Raw genomic sequence first — 25,386 nt, forward strand, 5'->3', positions numbered from 1 at the left:
AGTGGCATCGTGGACAGGGCGCTATCCGGGCACAGTTGCGGGGGCAGCTCCGGGTGCAAGCCTTTGAAGACTTGTCCGGATTCCCTCTTAGCCCGCTTTCGCGGGCACCGGTGGCGTCGAGGGACTAGGTAGCCGGGCCTGCACTTTGGGGCAAGCCCCCTCCACCACCGGCTGCGGCAGCGGTCCGCCCTCCCCGTGCCGGGGAGGTTCCGGCGTTAACCGCTTGGCAGGGGGGTGTGCCTTAGCGGGACGAGGTGAAATGGCGGGATGCAGGGCTTGGGCGGGTCGCGTAGTGCTCGGCTGCCACATCCCCGCGAGTGCGCTTGTCCTATGCCCCTGATCATTGACTACCAGCCGGTGAAACTGCCGCCCGAGGCCCTCGCGCCTCGGCGGGTGGTGACGCCTGTGCCGGTTCCGGTGAAGGAAGCGGTGAAGGTGACACCAGGGGTGCCGCGGCCCACCCCCAGCCCCTCCCGCAGGCGGGAGGGGCGTTTCAAGCGCTGGGCTGGCGTGCTGGGAATCGCGGTCATCGGCTTTGCGCTGTGGCTGGCGGGGCCGGGATGGATGGCGCCGGGGGTGCCTTCGGCGCAGGCGCGCGATGGGCTTCAGCCGTTCGAGCGGCCGGGGGACAGCTTTCCCGGTTCGGCGTTCTATTATCTGGCAGGCGATGACACGGGCATGCTTGCACCCGATGCCGCGAAATCGGCATGGGATGCCCAGATGGCGCAGATCCATGGCGACGATGCGGCCCCGATTACCGGAGTGGGCCCGGCGGCGCGGCCGATCCTGGCGCGGGGCACGAGCCTTGACCAATCGCGCGCGCTGCAGTGCCTGACGGCGGCGATCTATTACGAGGCGGCCAGTGAACCCGATGCGGGGCAGCGCGCCGTGGCGCAGGTGGTGCTCAACCGCGTGGCGCATCCAGCCTGGCCGAACACGGTGTGCGGCGTGGTCTATCAGGGTTCCGAGCGACCGGGCTGCCAGTTCAGCTTTGCCTGCGACGGATCGCTGGCGAGGAAGCCGATGGCGGTTTTCTGGGAGCGGGCGCGGCGCGTGGCGGCCGATGCGCTGGCGGGCTATGTCTATGCGCCGGTGGGCCTTGCCACGCATTACCATACCAGCGCAGTGCATCCCTATTGGGCGGACAGCCTGGCCTTCATCGGGACGATCGGCGCGCACCGGTTCTATCGCTGGAGCGGCGGCGCGGGGCGGCCCGCCGCGTTCAACGCGGTCTATGCGGGTGGCGAGCCGGTGGCAGCGCCGCATCCGCGCACGTGGACCCCGGCGGCGGCCGACGTTGCCGACCCGATCCAGCTTGAAAAAGCGTTCGAAGCGGGGCGGATCGAGGCGCTCAAGGCCGCGCAGGCCGCGCCGGTGGCAGCCGGACGCAATGCAGCTTCGTTCGGGCAGGTGCCGCTGCCCAGTTACGCGCCGGGCAATGGCGAGGCGCAGCAGCCGCGGCCGCAGTTTGCCCCGGCGATCGAGGCGCGCGGGGGCGATGCGCTCTACCGCGCCGGACAGCTTCCCGGCGGTTCCGCGGTCAATCCCGCATACGAGAATGCGGGCAAATGGATCGCCCAGCCGGGCGGTTGAATTCAATCCGATTCGGGCACAACTGGCCAGCGGATTGCGCTTCGGCGTCTGCTCGACCACTCACAAACCACTGATATCAATATTTTTTCTTGCACTTACACAAGGTTAGGACAGCCTTTACCCTAAGGGCGAAGATGCTGTTCACCCCCTGCTGCTATACCCGCCCCAACGCACCAACCGAGGAGAGCTTCCCATGCTGCACTTTGCCCCTCGTTATGGGATCATCTCGCCGTGCCTGCACTGGGGCCAGAACCGGAAAACGCTTCGTTCGCGCGCCATGCGCCTCCCGTGTGCGGCGAATGACAACGGCGCCGCACTGGCCCGGCGCAAGCTGAGCGCCAACGACACCGAGGCGCACGACGACGCCCTGCTGACGGCCGCACTTCGGTTGTTCGCCGCGCATGGCCTTTCGGCGGCGCAGCGTGCCTGCGAGGCGGCCGAGATCGCCGCGGCGGGCGGCGACAGCGCAGGCGCCGAGTGGTGGATCGCGGTCTGTGCGATGCTTGACGGGCCGATGGCCAAGGCGCTGGCACGCGCCTGTGCGGTGCAGGCGATCCCGCAGCGCTGAGGCGCCTGCACGCCCTATTGCTATTGCGAACTGTTATCACAAAAACCCGCGGCGTGCGGGTTTTTGCGCCTTGCAATCACCATCCTGCGGGCTTAGGTCGCACCTATCCGCTTGGATTCCTTCCCGTCATGCGGGACGCGGGAGGCCCTTATGGCGGTAGCTCTCGGGCGGCCATGCATGGCCGCGTGTCCCGCGTATCCGGGAAAGGAATGCAAAGGCATGGCTCGCAAGAAAATCGCGCTGATCGGCGCCGGCAACATCGGCGGTACGCTCGCGCACCTCGCGGCGCAGAAGGAACTCGGCGACATCGTGCTGTTCGACGTGGTCGAGGGCGTGCCGCAGGGCAAGGCGCTGGATCTTTCGCAGTGCGGGCCGATCGAAGGGTTTGACGCGAAGATCACCGGCAGCAACGACTATGCCGATATCGCTGGCGCGGACGTGATCATCGTCACCGCCGGTGTCGCCCGCAAGCCGGGCATGAGCCGCGACGACCTCCTCGGCATCAACCTCAAGGTGATGAAGGCCGTGGGCGAAGGCATCAAGAACAACGCCCCCGACGCCTTCGTGATCTGCATCACCAACCCATTGGACGCGATGGTCTGGGCGCTGCGCGAATTTTCAGGCCTGCCGCACAACAAGGTCGTCGGCATGGCAGGCGTGCTGGATTCGGCGCGTTTCAGCCACTTCATCGCCGATGAATTCCAGGTTTCGGTCAAGGACGTGAACACCTTCGTGCTCGGCGGCCACGGCGATACGATGGTTCCGGTGACGCGCTATTCGACCGTCAACGGCATCCCCGTGCCCGACCTCGTCAAGATGGGGCTTTCGACGCAGGAGCGCATCGACGCAATCGTGCAGCGCACGCGCGGCGGCGGCGGCGAGATCGTGGCGCTGCTCAAGACGGGTTCGGCGTTCTATGCCCCCGCCACTTCGGGCATCGCGATGGCCGAGGCGTATCTCAATGACCAGAAGCGCATCCTGCCCTGCGCGGCCTATGTCGATGGCCAGTACGGCGTGGACGGCCTTTATGTGGGCGTGCCGGTGATGATCGGCGCGAACGGCGTCGAGAAGATCATCGAGATCGAGCTGGACGAGGATGACAAGGCCGGCCTGCAGATCTCGGTCGATGCGGTCAAGGAACTGCTGGTGGCGTGCAAGGGCATCGACCCCTCGCTCGCCTGATGGAGCTGCGGGGCGCGAAGACCTGCCCGCAGCAGGTTCGCGCCCCGTTCAGCTACGAAATCCTACGTGTGCCCGGGAGTGCGCTCCTTTTGCAGGGACACGGGTAAACCCGGCGATCACGCGGGTTTGCATGGTTAGCATTCCGGGCCGCGCACGGGCCCGCACGGAAAGTGACCGGAGCGAGATATCCGCGCCGGATGGTCCGAAGCCCCAACCTCCCCGGGGCGAGAGGAGTGAGATATGGGTTACGAAGAGCGCGCTTTCGAAGTGGATCCGCTGCAGGAGGGTCCGCAGGCGGGGCCTTCGTGGGCTTCGAAGCGCTGGCCGGTGACCGATCCGGGCGCGGGCGACGACCTCACCCGCGCGCTCGATCCGATGGCGCTCAAGAGCGAGATCGCGAAGGCAGCGAAGGCCGCGGGCGCGCCGATGGACGAAGCCGCGCTGGAAGCCGCCGCGGGCGCCTCGATCCGCGCGATGATGCTGGTGCGCACCTACCGCGTGCGCGGGCATCTGGCGGCGGACCTCGATCCGCTGGGCCTTGCGCGGCAGGAACTGCCGGCGGACATCACCCCTGAGTATCACGGCTTTGTCGGCCCCGATCTCGACAAGAAGGTCTTCGTTGGCGGCGTGCTCGGCATGCAGTGGGCGACCCCGCGCGAGATCGTGAGCGTGCTTCAGCGCAATTACTGCGGCAAGGTCGGCCTTGAATACATGCACATTTCCGACGTGGAGGAGCGCAAGTTCCTGCAGGACCGGATCGAGGGCGGCGACAAGAGCATCGACTTCACGCCCAACGGCAAGAAGGCGATCCTCGCGGCGGTGATCCGCGGCGAGCAGTACGAGAAGTTCCTCGGCAAGAAGTACGTCGGCACCAAGCGCTTCGGCCTTGATGGCGGCGAATCCATGATCCCGGCGCTGGAAGCGGTCATCAAGTATGGCGGGCAGCTTGGCGTGCGTGAGATCATCTACGGCATGGCGCACCGCGGGCGCCTGAACGTGCTGGCGAACGTGCTGGCCAAGCCCTACCGCGTGATCTTCCACGAGTTTTCCGGCGGCACCGCGAACCCCGAAGACGTCGGCGGTTCGGGCGACGTGAAGTATCACCTTGGCACCAGCACGGACCGCGAGTTCGACGGAATCAAGGTGCACATGAGCTTGCAGCCGAACCCGAGCCACCTTGAGACCGTCGATCCCGTCGTGCTCGGCAAGGCGCGCGCGCAGCAGGCATTTCGCGAGGATATCGGCAAGGGCAAGCACAAGCAGGTGCTGCCGATCCTGATCCATGGCGACGCGGCCTTTGCCGGCCAGGGCATCGTGTGGGAGTGCTTCGGCTTTTCCGGTGTGAAGGGCTACAACACCGGCGGGTGCATCCACTTCATCATCAACAACCAGATCGGCTTCACGACGAGCCCGCAGTTCTCGCGCGGTTCGCCCTACCCGTCTGACGTGGCCAAGGGCGTGCAGGCGCCGATCATCCATGTGAACGGCGATGACCCGGAAGCGGTGACCTTCGCGTGCAAGCTCGCCATCGACTACCGCCAGAAATTCGGCCGCGACGTGGTGGTCGACATGTGGTGCTATCGCCGCTTCGGCCACAACGAGGGCGATGAGCCCAGCTTCACCCAGCCGCTGATGTATGCGCGGATCAAGCAGCATCCCGCCGTTTCGGAAGTCTATGCCCGCCGCCTGATCGAGCAGGGCGTGATCGACGCGAACTGGAAGGGCGAGAGCGAGGACCGCTTTACCGCGACGCTGGAGACCGAGTTCGAGGCGGCGAAGAGCTACAAGGCGAACGAAGCCGACTGGTTCGGCGGGCGCTGGAGCGGGCTCAACAAGCCGGCTGATCCCGAAACCGCGCGGCGCAACGTGGCGACCGGCATCGACCAGAAGCGCTTCGACGCGCTGGGCCGGACGCTGACGACGGTGCCCGAGGGGCTGACCATCCACAAGACGCTGGCGCGCGTGATCGAGGCCAAGCGGGCGATGTTCAGCGATGGCGCGGGCTTCGACTGGGCGACGGCGGAAGCGCTGGCGTTCGGCAGCCTGCTGACCGAAGGCTTCAACGTGCGGCTTTCGGGGCAGGATTCGGGCCGCGGCACCTTCAGCCAGCGCCATGCGGTATGGGTCGACCAGACCGACGAGCGCAAGTACGTGCCGCTGACCACGCTGCCCCACGGCAAGTTCGAGGTGCATGACAGCCCGCTGAGCGAATACGGCGTGCTGGGCTTCGAATATGGCTATGCGAGCGCGGACCCCAAGACGCTGGTGCTGTGGGAAGCGCAGTTCGGCGACTTTGCCAACGGCGCGCAGATCGTGATCGACCAGTATATCGCCGCCTCCGAAGCCAAGTGGCTGCGCGCCAACGGCCTCGTGATGCTGCTGCCCCATGGCTACGAAGGCCAGGGGCCGGAGCACTCCTCCGCGCGGCTGGAGCGCTATCTCCAGCTCTGCGCCGAGGACAATATCCAGGTGTGCAACATCACCAGCCCGGCGAACTACTTCCACGTGCTGCGCCGGCAGATGCAGCGGCCGTTCCGCAAGCCGCTGGTGATCATGACGCCCAAGAGCCTGCTGCGCCATCCGCTGGCGAAATCGAAGGCTTCGGACTTCGTTGGCGAGGGGCACTTCATGCGCATCCTTTCCGACCTCAATCCGGCGGCGGACGCGGATACCCGGCGCGTGGTGCTGTGCAGCGGCAAGGTCGCCTACGACCTGATCGAGGCGCGCGATGCGGCGGGGATCACCGATGTGCAGATCATCCGGCTGGAGCAGCTCTATCCCTTCCCGGGCGAGCCGCTGGCGCTGCGCCTTTCGCGCATGACGAACCTTGAAGAGGTGGTGTGGTGCCAGGAAGAGCCGCGCAACAACGGCGCGTGGTTCTTCGTGGAGCCGCTGATCGAGGAGGCGCTCAAGGCTTCGGGCAGCAAGGTGAAGCGCGCGCGCTATGCCGGGCGCGCGGGGGCGGCATCGCCGGCGACCGGCCTTGCCAAGCGCCATGCCGCCGAACAGGCCGCCCTGATCAGCAACGCGCTTTCGCTTTCGGTGCGCGGCGAGCTGCGCCGGACCAAGAAGAAGGCCTGAAGGGCCGCAATTTTCTCAGGAAGACAATCGCATGTCTATCGAAGTCAAAGTTCCGGTTCTGGGCGAAAGCGTCAGCGAGGCGACGGTGGGCCAGTGGCTGAAGCAGCCCGGCGAGGCCGTGGCGGTGGATGAACCCATCGCGAGCCTCGAGACCGACAAGGTCGCGGTCGAGGTGCCCTCCCCCGTTGCGGGGATCATGGGCGCGCATGTGGCTGCCGAGGGTGACACCGTGGCGGTGGGCGCGCTGTTGGGCCTGATCGAGACGAGCGGTGTGGCGACATCGCCGGCCCCTGCCCTGGCTGCTGCGGCCCCTGCCCCGGCGGCGACTGCGGCTCCGGCTGCTGCCGCTGTCGCGGATGATGCGGCGGCGCTTTCGCCTGCCGTGCGGCGCGCGGTGCTGGAGCACGGGATCGATCCGGCGACTGTGAAGGGCACCGGCAAGGACGGACGCCTGACCAAGGAAGATGTGCTGGCGGCTGCAGTGGCCAAGCAGGCTGCGCCTGCGCCGGTCGTGGCGGCTCCGGTCCCTGCCCCGGCTCCGGTTGCGGCGGTCTCAGGTGGGCGCAACGAGGAGCGGGTCAAGATGACCCGCCTCCGCCAGACCATCGCCAAGCGGCTGAAGCAGGCGCAGGAAACTGCCGCGATGCTCACCACGTTCAACGACGTGGACATGAGCGCGGTGATGGAAGCGCGCGCCAAGTACAAGGACGTGTTCGAAAAGAAGCACGGCGTGAAGCTGGGCCTGATGAGCTTCTTCGCCAAGGCTTCGGTGCTGGCGCTGAAGGACATTCCCTCGGTCAACGCGCAGATGCAGGGCGATGAGATCGTCTACTTCGATTACGTCGACATTTCGGTGGCGGTGTCCGCTCCGAACGGTCTGGTCGTGCCGGTGGTGCGCGATGTCGACAAGATGAGCTTTGCAGGCATCGAGAAGGCCATCGCCGAATACGGCAAGAAGGCGCGCGACGGCACGCTGACCATGGCCGACATGGCGGGCGGCACCTTCACGATCTCCAACGGCGGCGTGTTCGGCGGGCTGATGTCCACCCCGATCATCAATCCGCCGCAGTCTGCGGTGCTGGGGCTGCACCGCATCGAGGACCGCCCGGTCGTGCGCAATGGCGAGATCGTGGTGCGGCCGATGATGTATATCGCGCTGAGCTATGACCACCGGATCATTGATGGCCGCGAGGCGGTGACGGCTTTGAAGACGATCAAGGAAGCGATCGAGGATCCGACGCGGCTGCTGATCGATATGTGATCTGTTACAAGACTTTCGTCATTCCCGCGTAGGCGGGAATCCAGTTCTACGCCGCCCCTGGATTCCCGCCTTCGCGGGAATGACGAGGGATGGTGGAAGACCAAGGAAAGAGCCTCGACATGGCTGAATACGACTACGACGTGCTTGTCATCGGTTCCGGGCCCGGCGGCTATGTCGCGGCGATCCGGGCGGCGCAGCTGGGGCTCAAGGTGGCTTGTGCTGAGGGGCGCGAGACGCTGGGGGGGACGTGCCTCAATGTCGGGTGCATTCCTTCCAAGGCGCTGCTGCATGGTTCGGAGAAGTTTGCCGAGGCCGTTGATGGCACGTTTGCCAAGTACGGCATCAAGACCGGGCCGGTGACGCTCGATCTGGGGGCGATGCAAGCGCAGAAGGCGGATTCGGTCAAGCAGCTGACGGGCGGGATCGAGTTCCTGTTCAAGAAGAACAAGGTGACCTGGCTCAAGGGCTATGCCGCGTTCGAGGATGCGCACACGGTGACGGTTGCGGGCGCTAAGGTGACCGCGCGGGACGTGGTAATCGCCACGGGTTCAAGCGTGACGCCGCTGCCGGGCGTGACGGTGGACAACGACGCGGGCGTGGTGGTCGATTCCACCGGCGCGCTGGCGCTGGACCGGGTGCCCGACCACATGGTCGTGATCGGCGGCGGCGTGATCGGGCTGGAATTGGGTTCGGTGTGGCGGCGGCTCGGCGCGAAGGTGACGGTGGTGGAATTCCTCGACCAGTTGCTGCCCGGCATGGACGGTGACGTGCGCAAGGAAGCTGCCAAGATCTTCAAGAAGCAGGGCATGGAATTGAAGCTCTCCACCAAGGTGACGGGCGTTGCCGTGAAGGGCAAGACCGCGACCTTGACGGTGGAGCCTTCGGCAGGCGGTGCGGCGGAGACGCTGACGGCGGATTGCGTGCTCGTCGCCATCGGGCGGCGGCCGAATGTGGAGGGGCTTGGCCTCGAAAAGATTGGCCTTGAAGTGAACAAGCGCGGGCAGATCGAGACGGGGCATGATTTCCGCACCGCGGTGCCGGGCGTCTGGGCGATCGGCGATGTGATCCCGGGGCCGATGCTGGCGCACAAGGCGGAGGACGAGGGCGTTGCGGTGGCCGAGTTCATCGCCGGGCACACCGGCATCGTGAACCACGCCGTGATCCCGAGCGTGGTCTATACCTTCCCCGAATTTGCCGGCGTGGGCCTGACCGAGGAAGCGGCGAAGGAAAAGGCCAAGGAAGCGGGGACCGACATCAAGGTCTCCAAATTCCCGATGCTCGCCAACAGCCGCGCCAAGACCAACCACGAGCCCGACGGCTTCGTGAAGGTGATCGCGGACGCCAAGACCGAGCGCGTGCTGGGTGTGTGGTGCATTGCCTCGGTCGCGGGTTCGATGATTGCCGAGGCCGCGCTGGCGCTGGAATTCGGCGCGACGGCGGAGGACATCGCCTATACCTGCCACGCGCACCCGACCCATGCCGAAGCGCTGAAGGAAGCGGCAATGGGGATTGGCGGCAAGCCGATTCATATTTGAGGGGGGCGCCCTCCTTTCCCTTTGTTCGTCATTGCGAGCGCAGCGAAGCAATCCAGAGCATAGTGCGCGCTGCTCTGGATTGCTTCGCTGCGCTCGCAATGACGAGTGTTGTCGTTGTCCGACCTGTCAGGCGCGTTTGCGGACTTCTACTTCGAGGAACTGCGGTGCGCTGGTGCTGACCATGCGCGCGGCGGTGGCGAGCGCATAGGGGCTGGCGCGGTAGCGGGTGACGAGGCCGCCGGCGCCGTCGCTGACGAGCGGGGTTTCGAACTCGACGCCGATGGTCGCGTCTTCTGAGCGGCTGACGGTGACGACGGCGAGCTGGCCAGCACCAAGATCGAGCACGAGGCTGGTGCCGACGGGGACGCCGACGAGGCCTTCGATGCGTGCGCCGGTGGCCGAGAGATTGCGCAAAAGCGCTTCGTAGCGGTGGTCTTCGTGGATCACACCGATGCGGCGGTAGACCGAGCGGCGTTCCGGGCGGTGGCGCTGGGGGCCTTCGGGCGGAATGCGCAGCGCGCCCGCCGCCATGCGTTCGAGCAGGACCGCCTGTGCGAGCGGGGGCGAATAGAGGAAGCCCTGGATCAGCCGCGCGCCCTTGGCGCAGACGACATCGCGCTGGTCGAATGCCTCGACGCCCTCGACCGTGGTCTCCATGCCCAGCGCATCGGCAAGCCCGATGATCGCAGCGATGATCTTGGCGCTGTTCTGATCGCTGAGCGTGCAGCTGTCGACGAAGCTGCGATCGACCTTGAGCTTGTCGAAGGGGGCGGCACGCAAGTAGCTCAATGAGGAATAGCCGGTCCCAAAATCATCGAGCGCGAGGCGCACGCCAAGCTGCTTGAGCGATTTGAAGGCGGTATCGGTCGTCTCACCATCGCCCATGAACACGGATTCGGTAAGTTCGAGCTCAAGCCGATCGGGATCGAGCCCGGTTTCAGCAAGGACATCGGCGACGATGCCGGGAAACTCGGGGCTCGCAAACTGGACTGCCGAGACGTTCACCGCAATGCGCAAGGGGTGCGGCCAGCAGACAGCATCGTGCGCAGCCCGGCGCAGCGCCCACGCGCCAAGCTGGAGGATCATGCCGGTATCTTCGGCGACAGGGATGAATACGTCGGGCGAGATCGCGCCGCGCTGGGGATGCTCCCAGCGCATCAGCGCCTCGAAGCCGACGACGGTGTGATCATCGGTGCGCACGACGGGCTGATAGACCATGCCAAGCTGCGGTTCTTCCCAGCTGTCCGCATCAGGTTGACCATCTGGCCCATCGACCGAGGCGATGGCATCGCGCAGCGCCTCTTCAAGCAGGCGGCGCTCTTCCTTCTCGTCCTTGAGATCGGAGGAGTAGAAGCGGAACTGGCCGCGCCCTCCGTGCTTGGCGGCATAGAGCGCCAGATCGGCCGCGCGGACGATGTCCTCGCGCTCGGTACCATCGAACGGAGCGATGGCCATGCCGATCGAGACACCGATGACAACGTGGTCGTCGTCGATCGTATAGGGCTGCGAGACGAGGCCGATGATCTTGTCGGCGAGTTCGCCGAGCTTGCCACGATCCTCCTGATCGGCGAGCAAGATCTGAAATTCGTCGCCGCCGAGACGGCCGATCTCTCCGGCGGTGCCGACGACGCGGGTGAGGCGCTGCGCGACCTGGCGGAGGAGTTCATCACCCGCCGGGTGGCCGAGCGTGTCGTTGACGTGCTTGAAGCGGTCGAGATCGAGCATCATCAGCGTGGCGGGGCGCATGGTGCCCTTGAACGCGGCGAGCAACTGATCAAACCGGCGGGTAATGCGGTGGCGATTGGCAAGGCCGGTGAGCGAATCGAACTCCGCAAGGCGCGAATCCTCGATCCGGCGTTGGTATTCGGTGGTGATATCGCGCGCGCTGCCGCGATAGCCGTGAAAGGCGCCATCAGAGCCGGGCTTGGCCACGTCGATCTTGGGCTGGCCAGACAGCGCCCACCACGCAGGCTGCGTGCCGGGTGCGCAGCGATCGGGAACAAGCCGGACGGTGACATCGGCGATGCGCGCATGGGCGCCGAGAAGGAATTGCAGCGGCCGGGCGGAGCGCTCGCCGGGATTCTCGGGATCGGTTTCAAACAGGCTGGTAAAGGGCTCGCCGATCAGCGTTTCGGCGGCGAGGCCGAAGCGTTCGCAGGCAGCGGGGGAGATATAGGTGAGGCAGCCGGCGGCGTCCGTGGCCCAGAACCAGCCGGAATGGCCGCGCTCGATATCCTCGAACACAGCGAGCCGGTGCGCCGCGTCGCCAAGCGCGGGCGCATCGGGCTGAGGCTTGTTGCCTCGCCGGTCATAGGGCCAGGTTCTCAGCAGATTCTTCACCGTAAGCACTGCGCCTATTGGAGGAAAAAACCGTTTCGGCTTCATGCTAGCGGCAAGTTGGTTACTTTCGGCCTAAGTTCGATGTTAAGGGAACCGATGCCCGTCCTTTCCCTGAGCCTGCCCGCGCCGCCGCATGTGCCGGCCTCCGACGTCTTCGCACTGATCGCGGCGCTCGATCCGGCGGGCATTGCGGTGACCGCGCTGAGCGGGGCGCTGCTGGCAGCGCGGATGCGGCAGACGTTCGTGACGATGGCGTTCTTTGCGGTGGTGACGGGCGTGGGCGGCGGCACGGTGCGCGACCTCTTGATCGGGGCGCCGGTGTTCTGGGTGCACAATGCCTGGACGGCGCCTGTCTGCCTCGGCGTGGCGCTGATGGTGTGGTTCAGCCCGTCGCGCTGGTGGCAGGGTGAGAGCACGCGGGTGATCGAATGGGCCGATGCGGCAGGGCTCGGCGCCTATGCCGTGCTGGGCACCGCCAAGGCGCTGGCGCTGGGCGTGGCACCGGTGCCCGCGGCGATGATGGGGGTGATCACCGGCTGCGTGGGCGGGGTGATCCGCGACGTTATCGCGGGGCGGCCTTCGATCATCATGCGGCCCGAACTCTACGTGACGCCTGCCGCGCTCGCTTCGGCGATCTGCGCGGGTGGACATATGGCGGGGCTGAGCAACATGATCGTATGGCTGGTCGCGGCGCTCGCGGGCTTTGGCCTGCGCGGTGCCGCGATCCACTGGCAGCTGGCGCTGCCCGCCTATGGACGGACGAGGACAACGGGAGAATGACGGTGCGAACGGTTCTGATGGCGGCGGCGGGTGCGGCTTTGCTGGCGGCGGGCGCACATGCGGCGGAGCAGGCGAGCCCCTATGGCCAGTGGCGTACGCCCGAGCGCGGCGGCTTGATCGAAGTTTCGCAGTGCGACGGCGGTCTTTGCGGGAAGATCCTCGGCGGATCGGGCGGCAGCGCGGAGGACAAGTACGACCGCAACAACAAGAACCCGGCGCTGCGCTCGAGGCCCCTGCTGGGGATGTACATCTTCCGCGGCCTCAAGCCTTCGGGCGGGAGCTGGAAGGGTTCGATCTACAATCCCAATGATGGCGGGACGTATGCGGCAACGGTCTCGCTGCGCGGGCCCGGCGAGCTGGTGGTGAAGGGCTGTGTGGTCTGGCCGCTGTGCAAGACGCAGGTCTGGGCGAAGGTGAAGTAGAAGGAAGAGCCCACCCCCGACCCCTCCCGCAAGGGGGAGGGGCGAGCAGGCGCCTTACTCCATCGTGACGACGACTTTGCCGACGGCCTTGCGGTCCGCCAGCATGGCGATGGCTTCGCCGCCGCGCTCGAGGGGGAAGCGGGCCGAGACGCGCGGGTTGATCCTGCCGGCCTTGAGGAGATCGAACAGTTCGGCGACATGTTCGGCGTTCTTCTGCGGCTCGCGCGCGGTGAAGGCGCCCCAGAACACGCCGCAGACGTCGCAGGATTTGAGCAGTGTGAGGTTGAGCGGCAGGCGCGCGATGCCCGCGGGGAAGCCGACGACGAGGAAGCGGCCTTCCCACGCGATGGCGCGCAAGGCGGGCTCGGAATAGTCGCCGCCGACGATATCGTAGACAATGTCTGCGCCGTTCGGGCCGCAGGCGGCCTTGAACGCGTCGGCGAGTGCCTTGCTCTGGTCCTTGTCGAAGGGCGGGCGGCCGTAGATCACCACATCATCCGCGCCGGCTTCGCGCGCGGCGGCAGCCTTCTCCTCGCTTGAGACGGCGGCGATGACGCGGTTGCCATAGGCCTTGCCGAGTTCGATCGCCGAAATGCCGACGCCGCCGGCAGCACCGAGGACGAGCATGGTCTCGCCCGCCTTGATCCGGCCGCGATCCTTGAGGCCGTGGATCGTGGTGCCGTAGGTCATCAGCAGCGAGGCACCGGTTTCGAACGAGACGCCATCGGGGAGCGGGAACATGCGGCCGGCATCGAGCGCAACCTTTTCGGCAAGGCCGCCATTGCCGCACATGCCGATGACGCGGTCACCCACCTTCCACTGCGTGACGCCCTCGCCCACGCTTTCGATCACGCCGGAGAACTCGCCGCCGGGCGCATAGGGGCGCTGCGGCTTGAACTGGTACATGTCGCGGATCATCAGCGTATCGGGGAAGTTGATCGCGCAGGCCTTGACCGCGACGACGACCTGACCGGGGCCGGCGACGGGTGCGTCGATCTCGTCGAGGGTCAAAGTTTCAGGGCCGCCGACGGCGTGGGTGCGAAGCGCTTTCATGGGTCTCTCCCGGCAAGTGGACGCGCGCGTTTTCGCGGCGCTGGTTGGCGCCTTTGAGCCACGTTTTGCCGGGCTTGGGAAGCCCTATTTAAGCGGGTGGTTAAGCCGGGTGGACGAGGAAGGGGCGCTCGGCGCTGGCCTTGGCTTCGTAGGCGCTGATCGCATCGCCGCGGGCCATGGTGAGGCCGACTTCGTCGAGGCCGTTCAGCAGGCAGTGCTTGCGGAAAGCGTCGATCTCGAAGGTGAAGCGGTCCTGGAAGGGCGTCGTCACGGTCTGCGCTTCGAGGTCGATGTGGATGGTGTCCGTCTGCGCGACTTCCATCAGGCGGTCGATGGCTTCCTGCGGGAGGACCACGGTGACGATGCCGTTCTTGAAGGCGTTGCCGGAGAAGATATCCGAGAACGAGGGCGCGATGACGGCCTTGATGCCGAGATCGAGCAGCGCCCACGCGGCGTGTTCACGGCTGGAACCGCAGCCGAAGTTGTCGCCCGCGATGAGGATCGGCGAGCCCTTGAACGTGGGCGAGTCGAAGATGTTGTCCGGATCCTTGCGCAGCGCTTCGAACGCGCCACGACCGAGCCCTTCCCGGCTGATCGTCTTGAGCCAGGCGGCGGGGATGATCACGTCGGTATCGACGTTCTTGCGGCCGAACGGGATGGCGCGGCCATCGATGGTGTTGACGGGTTCCATGGCGCGGGCCTTAGACTGGCGGATGGCCGCAATGCAAGTCCAACGCCCCCTCACCCAACCCTCTCCCCCAAGGGGGAGAGGGCTATTGGGGGTCAATCGGTGTCGATGGGATCGACGGGGGGCTTCGGCTTCGCCTTTTCCGCGCGTTCCTTGCGGCGCGAGGAGTAGAGGAGGGCAGCGGCCAGCGCGGCCGAGCCGATCGCCGCGCCAGCGATGGCTGCAGGGCCGGTCCAGCTGGCTTCCTTGGGGCTGTCCTTGTCGGTCTTCTTGGTCACGCGTGTGCTCCTTGATCCCGCCTGCTTCAGGAAGTGGCCTCGTGGCCCGGCGATTGCAAGCGGGCGGCAGGGGCTATCCGCAGGTCTGTACGGATAGCCCCGGCCTCCGCGGGATCAGAGCCCGTCGACGGCCTTGCTGACCATGACGTTGACCGAGACGCGGCGGTTCTGCGCGCGGCCTTCGGGCGTGCTGTTGTCGGCCAGCGGGTTGGCGGTGGCCATGCCGCTGGGGGTGAGCATGCGGTAGGGCTTCCAGCCGCAGGCCTGCTGCAGATAGTTGACCACGCGGGTGGCACGCTGATCGCTGAGGCGCTGGTTGAGCTCTTCGCTGCCGCGGCTATCGGCATAGCCGACGACGAGCATGACCGCGTTCTTGATGCCCTGCGCCTGCGTGGCGGTGGCGCAGAGATCGGCCTTGCCCTGCTCGGTCAGCTGCGTCTTGCCCGAGGCGAAGTTCACGTTGGTGGTGCTCTTGATGTTGAATTCGTCGATATCGGCGAAGCGGCTGCGCAAGGATTCCGTCATCGCGCGGACTTCGGCGGTCGCAGCGGACTGCTCCTCGAAGCCCTGCTTGGTGCCGGTGCGGATCATGTTGGCGATCTTGAGATCCTTGTCCTTGAACTGGATATCGGCCGCCATGAGCGCATCGCCCGACTGCAGCGTGTGGACCGTAACCGGCAGGCCGTTGAGCAGCGCGTTGGCGGCAAGCTGCTGGCGGCTCATGCCGAAGAGGCCCTTGCTCGAGCGGATCTTGGTGAGGTCGTTGACGTTGACGATGGTCTTGCTGCCATCATCGGCCGTGATCTCGATCCGGTCGGCGCTGCGGCGCGAGATCACGCCCTTGATGTCTGGCCCTTTGGGGAGCGTGGCGACATCGCCAGCGGGGGCGACAGTGGTGCGCAGTTCTGCGCCGGTGGCGACGGGCTGCTGAGTCTGGCTCTGATCGACCGGCGGGAGTTCCTGCGCCAGCGCGAATGAGCCGGCCGGCACCGCCGCGGCAAGCGCGACTGCGAGGATCAGGCCGGTCTGTCCGGTAATGGGGGCACGCATCGGGTTACTCCTTCAAGCTCTGTCATGACGCCGCGCGGGGGCGCCGCGAGGGAAGCCGGGTGGCGCGCTGCAAGGTTTCGCCGCGCGAAGATGAACGACTTCGCCTTCTTCCCTGCTGGAGCAGGCTTTCTGCCAGATGAACAGACCGGTTCAGACGGGGCGTGGCAAGGCTGCGCCGTGCGGGTGCTGCGGCAGGGCGTTGCGTATAGGTAGAAACGTCTGAATCCACCCGATTTGGCGTTGTCGACGAGCCGTGCCGGGAGCGCGGCGGGGTGCTCTCACAGGCCGACGAGGCGAGCACTATCATCCCACAGGCGCGCGCAGGCGGCATCATCGCGCGCCAGATTCGAGGGTTCGATGCTGAGGAGCGAGGGCCCGCGCACCGACCAGTAGTCCCCGCGCGCGCCGGCATAGCGGGGCGAGAGGGCGAGATCGGCGAGGAACTGGCCCGAGCGCGGGATCGTGCTCGAGCGGTCGCGCTTCATCAGCAGCGGGAGGATATAGCTGACCAGCGCGGCGATCACGCGGCCATTGTCGCGCCCGAGGCCGGTGTGGGGAACATAGCCGGGATCGAAGGAGAGGACATCGATGCCGGGCAGGCGTTTTGCTGCCTCGCGCGCGGTTATGATGTTGCAGAGCTTGGAGGTGCTGTAGGCGCGGAAGCAGGCCTGGCGGACGCCCTTCTCTGCGGTGGGATCGGTTTCGGGGTGGGCGAGGCGCATGGCATCGGCGTGGACGGGCGGGGTGACGGGCGTCTTTTCCGCCGGATCATGCGTGCCGCTGCCGGTGAGGATGACGCGCGCGCCGGCGGTAAGGCGCGGGGCGAGGAGGCGCAGCATTAGATAGTGCGCGAGGTGGTTGACTGCAAACGTGCGCTCGAAGCCGTCGGCGCTTATCGCGGGCTTGGCGAGCTGGAGCCCGGCGTTGAGGATGAGGACGTCGATCGGCCCCTCCCCCAGCGCGGCGGCGAAGGCGCGGACATTGGCAAGGGCATCGAGATCGAGCGGGAGCGCGGCGACGCGGCCTTGGAGCGTGGGGGGCAGCGCGGCGGGACCCCGGGCGCCGATGGTGAGTGTTGCGCCGGCCTCCACCAGACGCTCCGCGGCGTAGAGGCCGAAGCCGGCGGTGGCGCCGGTCATCACGATGCGCATGGTGGTTCCGATCAGATTAGGTTGCGAACTGCAACTTAACGCCAGATATCTCGCAGAGCAAGTGCGTTGGCAGTAATCAGATCCAGTCCTCGCAGAGTAGCCCATCGACGCGGCCGAACTCGCCAAGATTTCCTGTGATGACCTTGAGCCCCAAACTGCGGGCATGGCCGGCGATCATGAGATCATACGGTCCGATGATCTGGCCTTTGCGCATGAGATCAACCCGAATCGCCGCTGTGTGGAACGCCGCCTCGGCATCGAATTCCAGCACCACCAGCGGCTCAACAAATGCATCGATGACAGCGCGGTTGGCGCTGGGCGCACTAGATTGCGCGGCGCCGACGTAGAGCTCGTAAAGGACAACGGTCGAAAGGCACAGGGTGTCCTGCTCGCGCTTGAGGCGTTCGCGAATGGCAGGTGGCCTGTCACGCAGCGCACGGATGCACAGGTTAGTATCCAGCAGCGAGACGAGCATCAAAAACTTTCGCGCTGATCATACGGCAGTTCGGCTGGTTCCTGAATGTCTATGCCGGGCTGATCGAAAAACTCGTCCCAGAACTGGTTGACAGGCGTGATGATAAGGCTGCGGCCTTGCTTACGCACGACGACCTGCTTCACGCTGTCCGGGAAGGCGAGGTCCTTGGGGATGCGCACGGCCTGGCTACGATTCGACTTGAAAACGGCAGCGCGGCCGGAACCGCGTGCGGGAGGGCGTGACGGCGCGTTCATAGTCTGGAGAGTGCGCGCACCTCCGGGATATGTCAACGGGATATACGGAGCTTAGACGAGTTCCCGCACATCCGTCAGCCGTCCCGTCACCGCCGCCGCTGCCGCCATCGCGGGGCTGACAAGGTGGGTGCGGGCGCCGGGGCCCTGCCGGCCGACGAAGTTGCGGTTCGAGGTGCTGGCGCAGCGTTCGCCGGCGGGGACCTTGTCCGGGTTCATGCCGAGGCAGGCGGAGCAGCCGGGTTCGCGCCATTCGAGGCCGGCTTCGAGGAAGATCTTGTCGAGGCCCTCCTCCTCGGCCTGGCGCTTCACGAGGCCCGAACCGGGGACGACGATGGCCCAGGTGACATTGGCGGCCTTCTTGCGGCCACGGAGCACGGCGGCGGCCGCGCGCAGGTCTTCGATGCGGCTGTTGGTGCAGCTGCCGATGAAGACGTTCTGGATCTCGACCGAGGTGAGCGGCTGGCCGGGTTCGAGCCCCATGTAATCGAGGCTGGCGCGCGCGGCGGCCTGCTTCGACGGATCGGCAAAGCTTTCGGGCGCGGGGACCACGCCGGTGATCGGCAGAACGTCTTCCGGGCTGGTGCCCCAGGTGACGCTGGGGGCGATATCGGCCGCGTTGATGACGACCGTCTTGTCGTACTTCGCGCCGGGATCGGTGGCGAGGCTGCGCCACCAGGCGACAGCCTTGTCCCAGTCCTCACCCTTGGGCGCGTAGGGGCGGCCCTTGAGATAGGCGAAGGTCTTGTCGTCCGGCGCGATGAGGCCGGCGCGGGCGCCGTGCTCGATCGCCATGTTGGAGACGGTGAGGCGGCCTTCGATCGAGAGGTCGCGGATGACCTGCCCGGTATATTCGATGACATGGCCGGTGCCGCCCGCCGCACCGAGCACGCCGGTGATGTGGAGGACGACGTCCTTGGCGGTGACGCCGGGGAGCAAGGTGCCCTCGACGCGGACTTCCATCGTCTTCGAGCGCTTGAGCAGGAGGGTTTGCGTCGCGAGCACGTGCTCGACCTCGCTGGTGCCGATGCCGAAGGCGAGCGCGCCGAGGCCGCCGTGGCAGGCGGTGTGGCTATCGCCGCAGACGATGGTGGCGCCGGGGAGCGAGAAGCCCTGCTCCGGGCCGACGACATGGACGATGCCCTGCTCGACGTCGGCATCACCGATATAGCGGATGCCGAAGGCGGGGGCGTTGGCTTCGAGCGCTTCGAGCTGCGCGGCGCTTTCGCGGTCGGCGATGGGGACGCGTACGCCCTTGGCATCGCGGCGGATCGTGGTCGGCAGGTTGTGATCCGGCACCGCGAGGGTGAGATCGGGGCGGCGCACCTTGCGGCCGGTAAGGCGCAGCGCCTCGAACGCCTGCGGGCTCGTCACTTCATGGACGAGGTGACGGTCGATGTAGACAAGGCTGGTGCCATCGTCGCGATCCTCGACGACGTGGGCGGCCCAGATCTTTTCGTAGAGCGTGCGGGGTGCGGTGCTGGTGGTCATGGCCTGCGCGCTAGACCCGGTGCGGAGGCATTTCAAGGCGTGGCGGGGGCCGTCAGCGCAATTTTGTTGCCCGATGGGGGCATGCCGGACTTGCCCGAGAGGATGGCTGGGAACGCGCGGCACAAAGGTGTAGAGGGCGGCACATGATACAGTTCCTGATCGTGTTCGCGACCGTATGGGCGATGGAGTTCGTGGCGTGGAGCAGCCACAAATACGTGATGCACGGCTTCGGCTGGGCCTGGCACCGCGACCATCACGAACCGCATGAGGGCTTCTTCGAGCGCAACGATCTTTATGCCGTAGTCGGTGCGGCGATCTCGATCAGCGGGTTCATGATCGGCAGTCCGCTGGTTGCTGGCGCCTATGCATGGTGGCCGGCAACGTGGATCGGCGTGGGCGTGCTGATCTACGGGATCATCTATACGCTTATCCACGACGGCCTCGTCCACCAGCGCTGGTTCAAGTATGTGCCGCGCAAGGGCTATTTCAAGCGCGTGGTGCAGGCGCACAAACTGCACCATGCGACGATCGGCAAGGAAGGCGGGGTGAGCTTCGGCTTCATCATCGCGCTCGATCCGGCCAAGCTGAAGCAGGAACTGCGGCGCCAGCGCGAGGCGGGGATTGCGGTGGTGCGGGACGCGGTGGAGTAGTCGGCTGTCCCACCCCCGCCCTCTCCCGCGAGCGGAAGGGGAGATACTATGGCCCCGCTCTATCCTCGTCGTCATTGCGAGGAGCGTAGCGAAGCAATCCAGAGCGGTCGCGCGCTTCCGCTCTGGATTGCTTCGCTACGCTCGCAATGACGAAGAGTATGAGGGCGACCGCCCTTATTCGTTCCGAGTCCAGATCCAGGTGCCACTGATCGCCATCACGGCGAGCGGGATCAGCACCCAGGGCCAGCCGGCGGTAAAACCGGTGACCGCGACCGAGACGGCCATGGCGATCAGCGCCGCCCACTTGGCGCGGCGGGGGATGGCGCGGCGTTGGCGCCAATCGAGCAGCAGCGGCCCATAAGTCGGGTGATCGAGCAAGCGCTGCTCCCACACCGGATTGCCGCGCGCAAAACAGAACAGCGCGAGCAGCAGGAACGGGACGGTGGGCAGCAGCGGCAGGACCGCGCCGACCGCGCCGACGCCGACGAAGAAGAGGCCAGCGCCGGTCCAGAGCTGGCGTTTCATGCCTATCCCGCAATCCGCGCGGCATGTTCGCGCACGAGGGCGATCATGTTGGGGACGCCTTGCGTGCGGTTCGAGGAGAGCTGATTCTTGAGGTCGAACGGCGCGAGCAGCGCGGCGATATCGGTTTCCGCCACTTGCTTCGCGGGCTGATCCTGCACCGCGGCGAGGACGAGCGCGACGATGCCCTTGGTGATCGCGGCGTTGCTGTCGGCGAGGAAATGCAAGGCATCCCCGTTTCCGGCGACCGGATAGACCCAGACGCTGGCCGAGCAGCCGCGCACGAGGGTGGCATCGGTCTTGAGCGCTTCGGGCATGGCCTCGAGCTTGCGGCCGAGATCGATCAGCAGACGATAACGTTCGTCCGCGTCGAGGAATTCGTACTCTTCAAGAATGTCGTCGAGCTGGCTCATGGGCGGGGGACATAGCGGATCGCGCGAGACGGGCAAGACGGTAGAAAGGCCGCCTCCGACCCGCCTGCGACAGGCCTCCTGCCCGAGACAGGCTCGGGGAGGAGAGTTTACAGATCCACGCCCGCCGCAATGGCTTCGAGCTTGCGCAGGCGTTCCTTGATGTCGCTGAGGTCGATGAGACCAAGCGCCTGGGAAGTGCCGGCATCGGCAGGGCGGGCGATTTCCGCGCGCTTGAGATCGAGCCAGCCGTTCCACGCGGTGAGCGCGGTGCGGGCGAGGATCGCGATGGCCACCAGCGTGGCGGCGGCGAGCACGGCGGCTGTTGTGAAGGGCATGGCGAAGGCTCCGTGGTGGATCAATGTTCGCGCAGGGCTTCGATATCCTGTGCGAGGCGGCTGGCATCGCGGCCATCGGTGAGGATGCGTTCGAGCACTTCGACGCGCTTCCTCAGTTCGACGACTTCGCGTTCGAGCGCGGGGTTGGCGGGCAGCGCGTCGCGCAGTTCGGCACGCGGGCCGAGGCGGCTCTCGCGCGTGCTGCGCAGATAGGCCCAGGCAATGATTGCGACGATCGCGACAATGGCGCTCGTGAAGCTCATGGGTTGAGTCCTTGGAGGGTTGTTTGGAGGGCGGAGGGCAGGCTCAGCTGACGGTCCTAGTTGGCAGCGGCGGTGCGCAGGTCTTCGATCTCGCTGGCGAGCGCGGCCACTACCTGACCTTCGCGATCGGTGGCGATGCGTTCGAGGACGCGGACCCGCTGTTCGAGCTTCTGGGCCTGGGCGGCGAAGCTGGCAGCCTGCTCGGCGCTTTCCTTGGCGGCAAGTTCGAGCTTGCGTTCCTTGAAGGCAAGGCGGCGCTTGTAAACATCGGCGGCGACCCCGAAGATCGAGATCAGGCCGATCATCAGCGCGGCAAAGGCAATGGCATCGGCGGCGTTCATTGCTTGGTGCTCCCTTGGCCACGCAGGGCCTCGATCTCGTGAGTCAGACGGTAGCCGCTGTCGGTGACGATGCGCTCGACATTGGCGAGGCGGTCCTTCATCGAGCCGAGTTCGGCGCGCAGCTGGGCATTTTCCTGGCTGAGCAGCTTGATCCGCTCCAGTTCCTCGCTGCTGGTCTTGGGATAGATCGCCTGCCCCCATGCCCCGTCCAGCGGATAGCCGTGGCGCATGCGCAGCCAGGTGGTGAGGACCCAGCCGGCGACGGGAACGAGGGTTACCATGGCGATGAACGGGCCAAGCTGCGTCAGATGCGCGATCTCTTCAGGTCCCATCAGTTCCTCCTGCTTTCGATGGCCGGAGCTTCACCGCGCGCCGAATCCCGCAGGGCCTCGATCTGGCTCGCCACATCGTAGCTCTTGTCGGTGACGATGGCTTCGAGGACGCGGACCCGATCTTCGAGCGCGGCGGCGCGGGCGGCGGCCTGGTTGCTCACTTCGCCCAGCGCTTCGGCGCGGATCTTCTCGATTTTCTGCTGGTGCGATGTCCAGATTGCGATGATCGGGATCAGCAGCGCGAGGACCGGGATCATCAGTGCGAGTGTACCGTTGTCCATGGAATTTCCCCCAGGTGGTTCAGGAGATCAGCGCAGCTTCTCGATCTCGGCCGAAAGGCGCGGATTGCCCGAGACGTAGAACTGTTCGACCTCGGCGAGGCGGCGGTCGATATCGCGGAAGGTGCTGCGCACTTCCCGGGCGGTGCGGGCCGGCGACTGGCGCACGCCCTGCCAGAACTTCTGCTCGTCGCGGTCCGCATAGAGGCGGGGCGGCTTCTTCTCGGCGAGGAAGCCCAGCGCGAAGTAGATCAGGAACGGCCAGCCCATCGAGAAGGCGAGGACGATGAAGCCGAGGCGGACCCAGAGAACATCGACCCCGGTGTAGTCGGCAATCCCCGAGCAGACGCCCATGAACTTGCCATTGACCTTGTCGCGATAGAACTTGGTGCGCTGGGGCAGCTGATTGCTCATTTGGAAGTCCCCCTCTGCTGCGCGACCAGACGGTCCAGTTCGCGCAATTTCTGATTGTCACTGTCAAGGTCGGGCAGGACCCGGCCGGGGCGGAATTCGGGATTGTCGGCGGCGACGAGGCGTTCGACGGTGTCCATGCGTTCATCGAGCCGGCGGGCGAGCTGGTAGAGCTCCTCGAGCAGCGCCTCGTCACCGGTGGTGAGCGTGGCGGCGGTCTTCCACCGGGTGATGTAGTGCAGCACGATCCACGGGAAGGCGATGAACAACGAGAACATCGCGATCATGGGAATGACGATCTCGTCCATGGCTCAGCCCTCCTTGCCGTCGCTCTGGCCAAGCGCGCGCTTCATCGCTTCGAGCTCCTCGTCGACCTTGTCCTGCCCCGCGAGCGCAGCGATCTCGTCCGCGAGGTTGGGGGCCTGGCCATCGGCGAGGCTGAGCGCATCAGCACGGCCTTCGGCGTAATCGACGCGGCGCTCGAGCTGGTCGAAGCGCGAGAGCGCCTCGTCCACGCGTTCGCTGGTCATCAGCGTGCGCAGGCGGACGCGGTTCTCGGCGCTTTCGAGGCGCGCGGCGATCGCGGTCTGGCGGCTGCGGGCTTCGCGCAGGCGCGTCTGGAGCTTTTCGATGTCGGCCTCATAAGCGCGCATCGAATCGTCGAGCACCTTGATCTCGTTGGCGAGCTGGGCGCCCATGTCGGCCGCCTTGTTCTTTTCGACGAGCGCGGCGCGGGCGAGATCCTCGCGGCCCTTGGAGAGGGCGAGCTGGGCCTTGTCCGCCCAATCGGCCTGGAGCCGCTCGAGCTTGCCGACGTGGCGGGCCATCTCCTTCTGATCGGCGATGGTGCGGGCGGCAGAGGCGCGCACTTCGACGAGGGTTTCCTCCATCTCCATGATGATCATGCGGATCATCTTGGCCGGGTCATCCGCCTTGTCGAGCAGGTCGTTGAAGTTGGCGGCGATGATGTCGCGGGTGCGGGAGAAGATGCCCATCAGGTTGGCTCCGGTGGCAAAAGGCGTGAATGGCCGTGAGGTCTCGTTGTCGTGCTGGCGTAGCGCACCAAGCTCGATTTCGAAACGGGATTGCGGGCGCCCGCCGGCAGAAGGCCGCACGGGCGTGTCGGCGCCCATCAGGCGAGCTCACCCGTGATCGCGGCGCTGGACGCGGTGATCTGGGGCGCGGCGGCGGCAACCGGGCGGGTGGCGACGGCGACGTTGAGCGCCATCATCGCTGCGATGCTGATCAGCGCCGCGCGGCCGAGCTGGGTCGAGAAGAAGCGGGCAGTGTACATCGGTAGTCTCCTGTTGGTCCCCTTTGCGGGGGTTGACCCTTGCTTTGCAGGAGGCGTGCCAAATCGCGAAAGGCCCGCAATTCGGGCGTTCTGACGGATTGGTGGTAACGATTATGTGGGGATTATTGCCTAGGCTTGGGAAATTCTGCTATCCCTTGGGACAGGTTACGAAGCGGGGCATGCCATGGATCGCGAAGTCCAGTTCATCGGCCAATCGAGCGCCTTCCTCGATGCGGTGGAGCGCGCCAGCCGCGCCGCGCCGATGCGCCGCCCGGTGCTGGTGATCGGCGAGCGCGGGACCGGCAAGGAACTGATCGCCGAACGCCTCCACCGCCTCTCGACCCGGTGGCAGGAGCCGCTGGTGACGATGAACTGCGCGGCGCTCCCCGAAACGCTGATCGAGGCGGAACTGTTCGGCCACGAGGCTGGTGCGTTTACCGGCGCGACGCGCGCGCGCGCGGGGCGGTTTGAAGAAGCCAACGGCGGCACGCTGTTCCTCGACGAACTCGGCACACTTTCGATGGGCGCGCAGGAGCGGCTGCTGCGCGCGGTGGAATATGGCGAAGTGGCGCGGATCGGCGCGAACAAGCCGATCATGGTCGACGTGCGCATCGTGGCGGCGACCAACGAGAACCTGCCGAAGATGGCCGACGAAGGCCGCTTTCGCCCGGACTTGCTCGACCGGCTGAGCTTCGAGGTAATCACGCTGCCCCCGCTGCGCGTGCGCGAAGGGGATATCGCGGTGCTTTCAGACTATTACGGGCGGCGGATGGCGGCTGAGCTGGGCTGGGCGAGCTGGCCGGGCTTTGCCGCGCATGTCTCGAAGCAGATGGAAGACTATGCCTGGCCGGGCAACGTGCGCGAGCTGCGCAACGTGGTGGAACGCGCGGTCTACCGCTGGGACGATCCGGACAGGGCGATCGGGCATATCCAGTTCGATCCGTTCGAAAGCCCGTGGCGGCCGGCGGGGCTGGCCCCGGCGAAGGCGGCAGCAAAGACGGCTTCGGCGGGCGCGCCAGCAGAGGCCCCTGCCCCGGCGGTTCAGCACGATCTGGACGGCGTGAGCGACTTGCGCGGCGCTGTGGAGGCGCACGAGCGGGCGATTCTGGAGCATCACCTCGGGCGCAACCGCTACAACCAGCGGCAAACGGCCAAGGCGCTGGGGCTGACCTATGACCAGCTGCGGCATTGCCTGAAGAAGCACGGGCTGCTGGAGCGGGGCGAGGTGGCTTAGGCTCAGGACTCATTGATTGAGCCAGAAGATGACGGTTGCGGCGATGCAGATGGCGGACATGAACGTGTGGGCGCATCGGTCGTAGCGGGTATGGATGCGTCGCCAGTCCTTGAG

30 protein-coding genes, 1 pseudogene and 1 riboswitch are annotated in these 25,386 nt (G+C 66.2%); of the genes and pseudogenes, 10 read left to right on the top strand and 21 right to left on the bottom strand.

Annotated elements, in window-relative coordinates; genetic code table 11:
• Nucleotides 1-127, bottom strand: a riboswitch (cobalamin riboswitch). This riboswitch is flagged as partial in the annotation.
• 203 nt (nucleotides 128-330) lie between these two features.
• The 6 genes from Q0082_RS09410 (at nucleotide 331) to lpdA (ending at nucleotide 9,220) form a co-directional block, all read left to right on the top strand.
• Nucleotides 331-1,593, top strand: coding sequence for a cell wall hydrolase (locus Q0082_RS09410; protein WP_298191844.1), 1,263 nt, complete (start codon nucleotides 331-333; stop codon nucleotides 1,591-1,593).
• A gap of 193 nt (nucleotides 1,594-1,786) precedes the next feature.
• Entirely contained in the window at nucleotides 1,787-2,161 is a 375-nt protein-coding gene (locus Q0082_RS09415) for a hypothetical protein (RefSeq protein WP_298191845.1), read from the top strand.
• Between the two features lie 219 nt (nucleotides 2,162-2,380).
• Nucleotides 2,381-3,343 carry a malate dehydrogenase gene (gene mdh, locus Q0082_RS09420; RefSeq protein WP_298191847.1) on the top strand — a complete coding sequence of 321 codons (963 nt, stop codon included), beginning with the start codon at nucleotides 2,381-2,383 and terminating at the stop codon, nucleotides 3,341-3,343.
• Between the two features lie 240 nt (nucleotides 3,344-3,583).
• Entirely contained in the window at nucleotides 3,584-6,424 is a 2,841-nt protein-coding gene (locus tag Q0082_RS09425) for a 2-oxoglutarate dehydrogenase E1 component (protein WP_298191849.1), read from the top strand.
• A gap of 31 nt (nucleotides 6,425-6,455) precedes the next feature.
• The gene (gene odhB, locus Q0082_RS09430) at nucleotides 6,456-7,685 is read left to right on the top strand and encodes a 2-oxoglutarate dehydrogenase complex dihydrolipoyllysine-residue succinyltransferase (RefSeq protein WP_298191851.1); all 1,230 of its coding nucleotides are present in this window, start codon (nucleotides 6,456-6,458) and stop codon (nucleotides 7,683-7,685) included.
• Between the two features lie 119 nt (nucleotides 7,686-7,804).
• Entirely contained in the window at nucleotides 7,805-9,220 is a 1,416-nt protein-coding gene (gene lpdA / locus Q0082_RS09435) for a dihydrolipoyl dehydrogenase (protein WP_298191853.1), read from the top strand.
• 126 nt (nucleotides 9,221-9,346) lie between these two features.
• Here lpdA and Q0082_RS09440 read toward each other — a convergent pair whose 3' ends face one another.
• Nucleotides 9,347-11,569, bottom strand: coding sequence for an EAL domain-containing protein (locus Q0082_RS09440; RefSeq protein ID WP_298191855.1), 2,223 nt, complete (start codon nucleotides 11,567-11,569; stop codon nucleotides 9,347-9,349).
• A gap of 87 nt (nucleotides 11,570-11,656) precedes the next feature.
• On the opposite strand from Q0082_RS09440, the gene Q0082_RS09445 reads away from it, so the two are divergent.
• Together Q0082_RS09445 and Q0082_RS09450 are read left to right on the top strand one after the other, a co-directional pair.
• Complete coding sequence (locus Q0082_RS09445) at nucleotides 11,657-12,340, top strand: TRIC cation channel family protein (protein WP_298191857.1); 684 nt, start codon at nucleotides 11,657-11,659, stop codon at nucleotides 12,338-12,340.
• Entirely contained in the window at nucleotides 12,337-12,762 is a 426-nt protein-coding gene (locus tag Q0082_RS09450) for a DUF2147 domain-containing protein (RefSeq protein WP_298191860.1), read from the top strand. Before Q0082_RS09445 ends, Q0082_RS09450 begins: the two co-directional genes overlap by 4 nt.
• 54 nt (nucleotides 12,763-12,816) lie before the next feature.
• On the opposite strand, the gene Q0082_RS09455 is transcribed toward Q0082_RS09450, so the two are convergent.
• The 8 genes from Q0082_RS09455 to leuC all read right to left on the bottom strand — a co-directional run bounded on the left by Q0082_RS09455 (nucleotide 12,817) and on the right by leuC (nucleotide 19,199).
• Nucleotides 12,817-13,815 (bottom strand): NADPH:quinone oxidoreductase family protein, encoded by a 999-nt coding sequence (locus Q0082_RS09455; protein WP_298191862.1) that lies wholly within the window; start codon nucleotides 13,813-13,815, stop codon nucleotides 12,817-12,819.
• Nucleotides 13,816-13,915: 100 nt separating this feature from the next.
• Nucleotides 13,916-14,506 carry a 3-isopropylmalate dehydratase small subunit gene (gene leuD, locus Q0082_RS09460; RefSeq protein WP_298191865.1) on the bottom strand — a complete coding sequence of 197 codons (591 nt, stop codon included), beginning with the start codon at nucleotides 14,504-14,506 and terminating at the stop codon, nucleotides 13,916-13,918.
• Nucleotides 14,507-14,598: 92 nt separating this feature from the next.
• Complete coding sequence (locus tag Q0082_RS09465) at nucleotides 14,599-14,781, bottom strand: hypothetical protein (RefSeq protein ID WP_298191867.1); 183 nt, start codon at nucleotides 14,779-14,781, stop codon at nucleotides 14,599-14,601.
• Nucleotides 14,782-14,895: 114 nt separating this feature from the next.
• Nucleotides 14,896-15,831, bottom strand: coding sequence for an OmpA family protein (locus Q0082_RS09470; protein ID WP_298191869.1), 936 nt, complete (start codon nucleotides 15,829-15,831; stop codon nucleotides 14,896-14,898).
• A 278-nt stretch (nucleotides 15,832-16,109) separates the two neighbouring features.
• Nucleotides 16,110-16,970 carry an SDR family NAD(P)-dependent oxidoreductase gene (locus Q0082_RS09475; protein ID WP_298191872.1) on the bottom strand — a complete coding sequence of 287 codons (861 nt, stop codon included), beginning with the start codon at nucleotides 16,968-16,970 and terminating at the stop codon, nucleotides 16,110-16,112.
• 88 nt (nucleotides 16,971-17,058) lie between these two features.
• The gene (locus Q0082_RS09480; RefSeq protein ID WP_298191874.1) at nucleotides 17,059-17,457 is read right to left on the bottom strand and encodes a type II toxin-antitoxin system VapC family toxin; all 399 of its coding nucleotides are present in this window, start codon (nucleotides 17,455-17,457) and stop codon (nucleotides 17,059-17,061) included.
• Nucleotides 17,457-17,711, bottom strand: coding sequence for a type II toxin-antitoxin system VapB family antitoxin (gene vapB, locus Q0082_RS09485; RefSeq protein WP_298191876.1), 255 nt, complete (start codon nucleotides 17,709-17,711; stop codon nucleotides 17,457-17,459). The genes Q0082_RS09480 and vapB overlap by 1 nt, the downstream gene beginning before the upstream one ends.
• A 51-nt stretch (nucleotides 17,712-17,762) precedes the next feature.
• On the bottom strand, nucleotides 17,763-19,199 hold the full coding sequence (leuC, locus tag Q0082_RS09490; RefSeq protein ID WP_298191879.1) for a 3-isopropylmalate dehydratase large subunit: 1,437 nt from the start codon (nucleotides 19,197-19,199) through the stop codon (nucleotides 17,763-17,765).
• Nucleotides 19,200-19,342: 143 nt separating this feature from the next.
• Here leuC and Q0082_RS09495 point away from each other — a divergent pair, with 143 nt between their 5' ends.
• Nucleotides 19,343-19,849: a sterol desaturase family protein gene (locus tag Q0082_RS09495; protein WP_298191882.1), complete on the top strand. Its 507-nt coding sequence runs from the start codon at nucleotides 19,343-19,345 to the stop codon at nucleotides 19,847-19,849.
• A 174-nt stretch (nucleotides 19,850-20,023) separates the two neighbouring features.
• On the opposite strand, the gene Q0082_RS09500 is transcribed toward Q0082_RS09495, so the two are convergent.
• The 11 genes from Q0082_RS09500 to Q0082_RS09550 form a co-directional block, all read right to left on the bottom strand.
• Nucleotides 20,024-20,374: a YbaN family protein gene (locus tag Q0082_RS09500; protein WP_298191884.1), complete on the bottom strand. Its 351-nt coding sequence runs from the start codon at nucleotides 20,372-20,374 to the stop codon at nucleotides 20,024-20,026.
• A gap of 2 nt (nucleotides 20,375-20,376) precedes the next feature.
• On the bottom strand, nucleotides 20,377-20,784 hold the full coding sequence (locus tag Q0082_RS09505) for a SufE family protein (protein ID WP_298191886.1): 408 nt from the start codon (nucleotides 20,782-20,784) through the stop codon (nucleotides 20,377-20,379).
• 107 nt (nucleotides 20,785-20,891) lie between these two features.
• Nucleotides 20,892-21,119, bottom strand: coding sequence for a hypothetical protein (locus Q0082_RS09510; RefSeq protein WP_298191888.1), 228 nt, complete (start codon nucleotides 21,117-21,119; stop codon nucleotides 20,892-20,894).
• Nucleotides 21,120-21,139: 20 nt separating this feature from the next.
• A complete protein-coding gene (locus tag Q0082_RS09515) occupies nucleotides 21,140-21,382 on the bottom strand; it encodes a hypothetical protein (protein WP_298191890.1) in 243 nt (80 codons plus the stop codon).
• Between the two features lie 56 nt (nucleotides 21,383-21,438).
• Nucleotides 21,439-21,723: a hypothetical protein gene (locus Q0082_RS09520; RefSeq protein ID WP_298191892.1), complete on the bottom strand. Its 285-nt coding sequence runs from the start codon at nucleotides 21,721-21,723 to the stop codon at nucleotides 21,439-21,441.
• Nucleotides 21,720-22,055, bottom strand: coding sequence for a hypothetical protein (locus Q0082_RS09525; RefSeq protein ID WP_298191895.1), 336 nt, complete (start codon nucleotides 22,053-22,055; stop codon nucleotides 21,720-21,722). Before Q0082_RS09525 ends, Q0082_RS09520 begins: the two co-directional genes overlap by 4 nt.
• The gene (locus Q0082_RS09530; RefSeq protein WP_298191898.1) at nucleotides 22,055-22,336 is read right to left on the bottom strand and encodes a hypothetical protein; all 282 of its coding nucleotides are present in this window, start codon (nucleotides 22,334-22,336) and stop codon (nucleotides 22,055-22,057) included. Before Q0082_RS09530 ends, Q0082_RS09525 begins: the two co-directional genes overlap by 1 nt.
• Nucleotides 22,337-22,363: 27 nt before the next feature.
• Nucleotides 22,364-22,747, bottom strand: coding sequence for an envelope stress response membrane protein PspC (gene pspC / locus Q0082_RS09535; RefSeq protein WP_298191900.1), 384 nt, complete (start codon nucleotides 22,745-22,747; stop codon nucleotides 22,364-22,366).
• Nucleotides 22,744-23,052, bottom strand: a complete 309-nt coding sequence (gene pspB / locus Q0082_RS09540; RefSeq protein ID WP_298191902.1) for an envelope stress response membrane protein PspB — start codon at nucleotides 23,050-23,052, stop codon at nucleotides 22,744-22,746. Before pspB ends, pspC begins: the two co-directional genes overlap by 4 nt.
• A gap of 3 nt (nucleotides 23,053-23,055) precedes the next feature.
• Nucleotides 23,056-23,877 carry a phage shock protein PspA gene (gene pspA, locus Q0082_RS09545; protein ID WP_298191904.1) on the bottom strand — a complete coding sequence of 274 codons (822 nt, stop codon included), beginning with the start codon at nucleotides 23,875-23,877 and terminating at the stop codon, nucleotides 23,056-23,058.
• Complete coding sequence (locus Q0082_RS09550; protein WP_298191906.1) at nucleotides 23,877-24,038, bottom strand: hypothetical protein; 162 nt, start codon at nucleotides 24,036-24,038, stop codon at nucleotides 23,877-23,879. The genes pspA and Q0082_RS09550 overlap by 1 nt, the downstream gene beginning before the upstream one ends.
• A gap of 184 nt (nucleotides 24,039-24,222) precedes the next feature.
• Here Q0082_RS09550 and pspF point away from each other — a divergent pair, with 184 nt between their 5' ends.
• A complete protein-coding gene (gene pspF, locus Q0082_RS09555; protein WP_298191907.1) occupies nucleotides 24,223-25,272 on the top strand; it encodes a phage shock protein operon transcriptional activator in 1,050 nt (349 codons plus the stop codon).
• Nucleotides 25,273-25,281: 9 nt separating this feature from the next.
• Here the strand turns inward: pspF and Q0082_RS09560 are convergent.
• Nucleotides 25,282-25,386, bottom strand: a pseudogene (locus tag Q0082_RS09560) (IS5/IS1182 family transposase); the annotation flags it as partial.

It is taken from the genome of Novosphingobium sp., from assembly GCF_027489515.1.
GTDB lineage: Bacteria > Pseudomonadota > Alphaproteobacteria > Sphingomonadales > Sphingomonadaceae > Novosphingobium.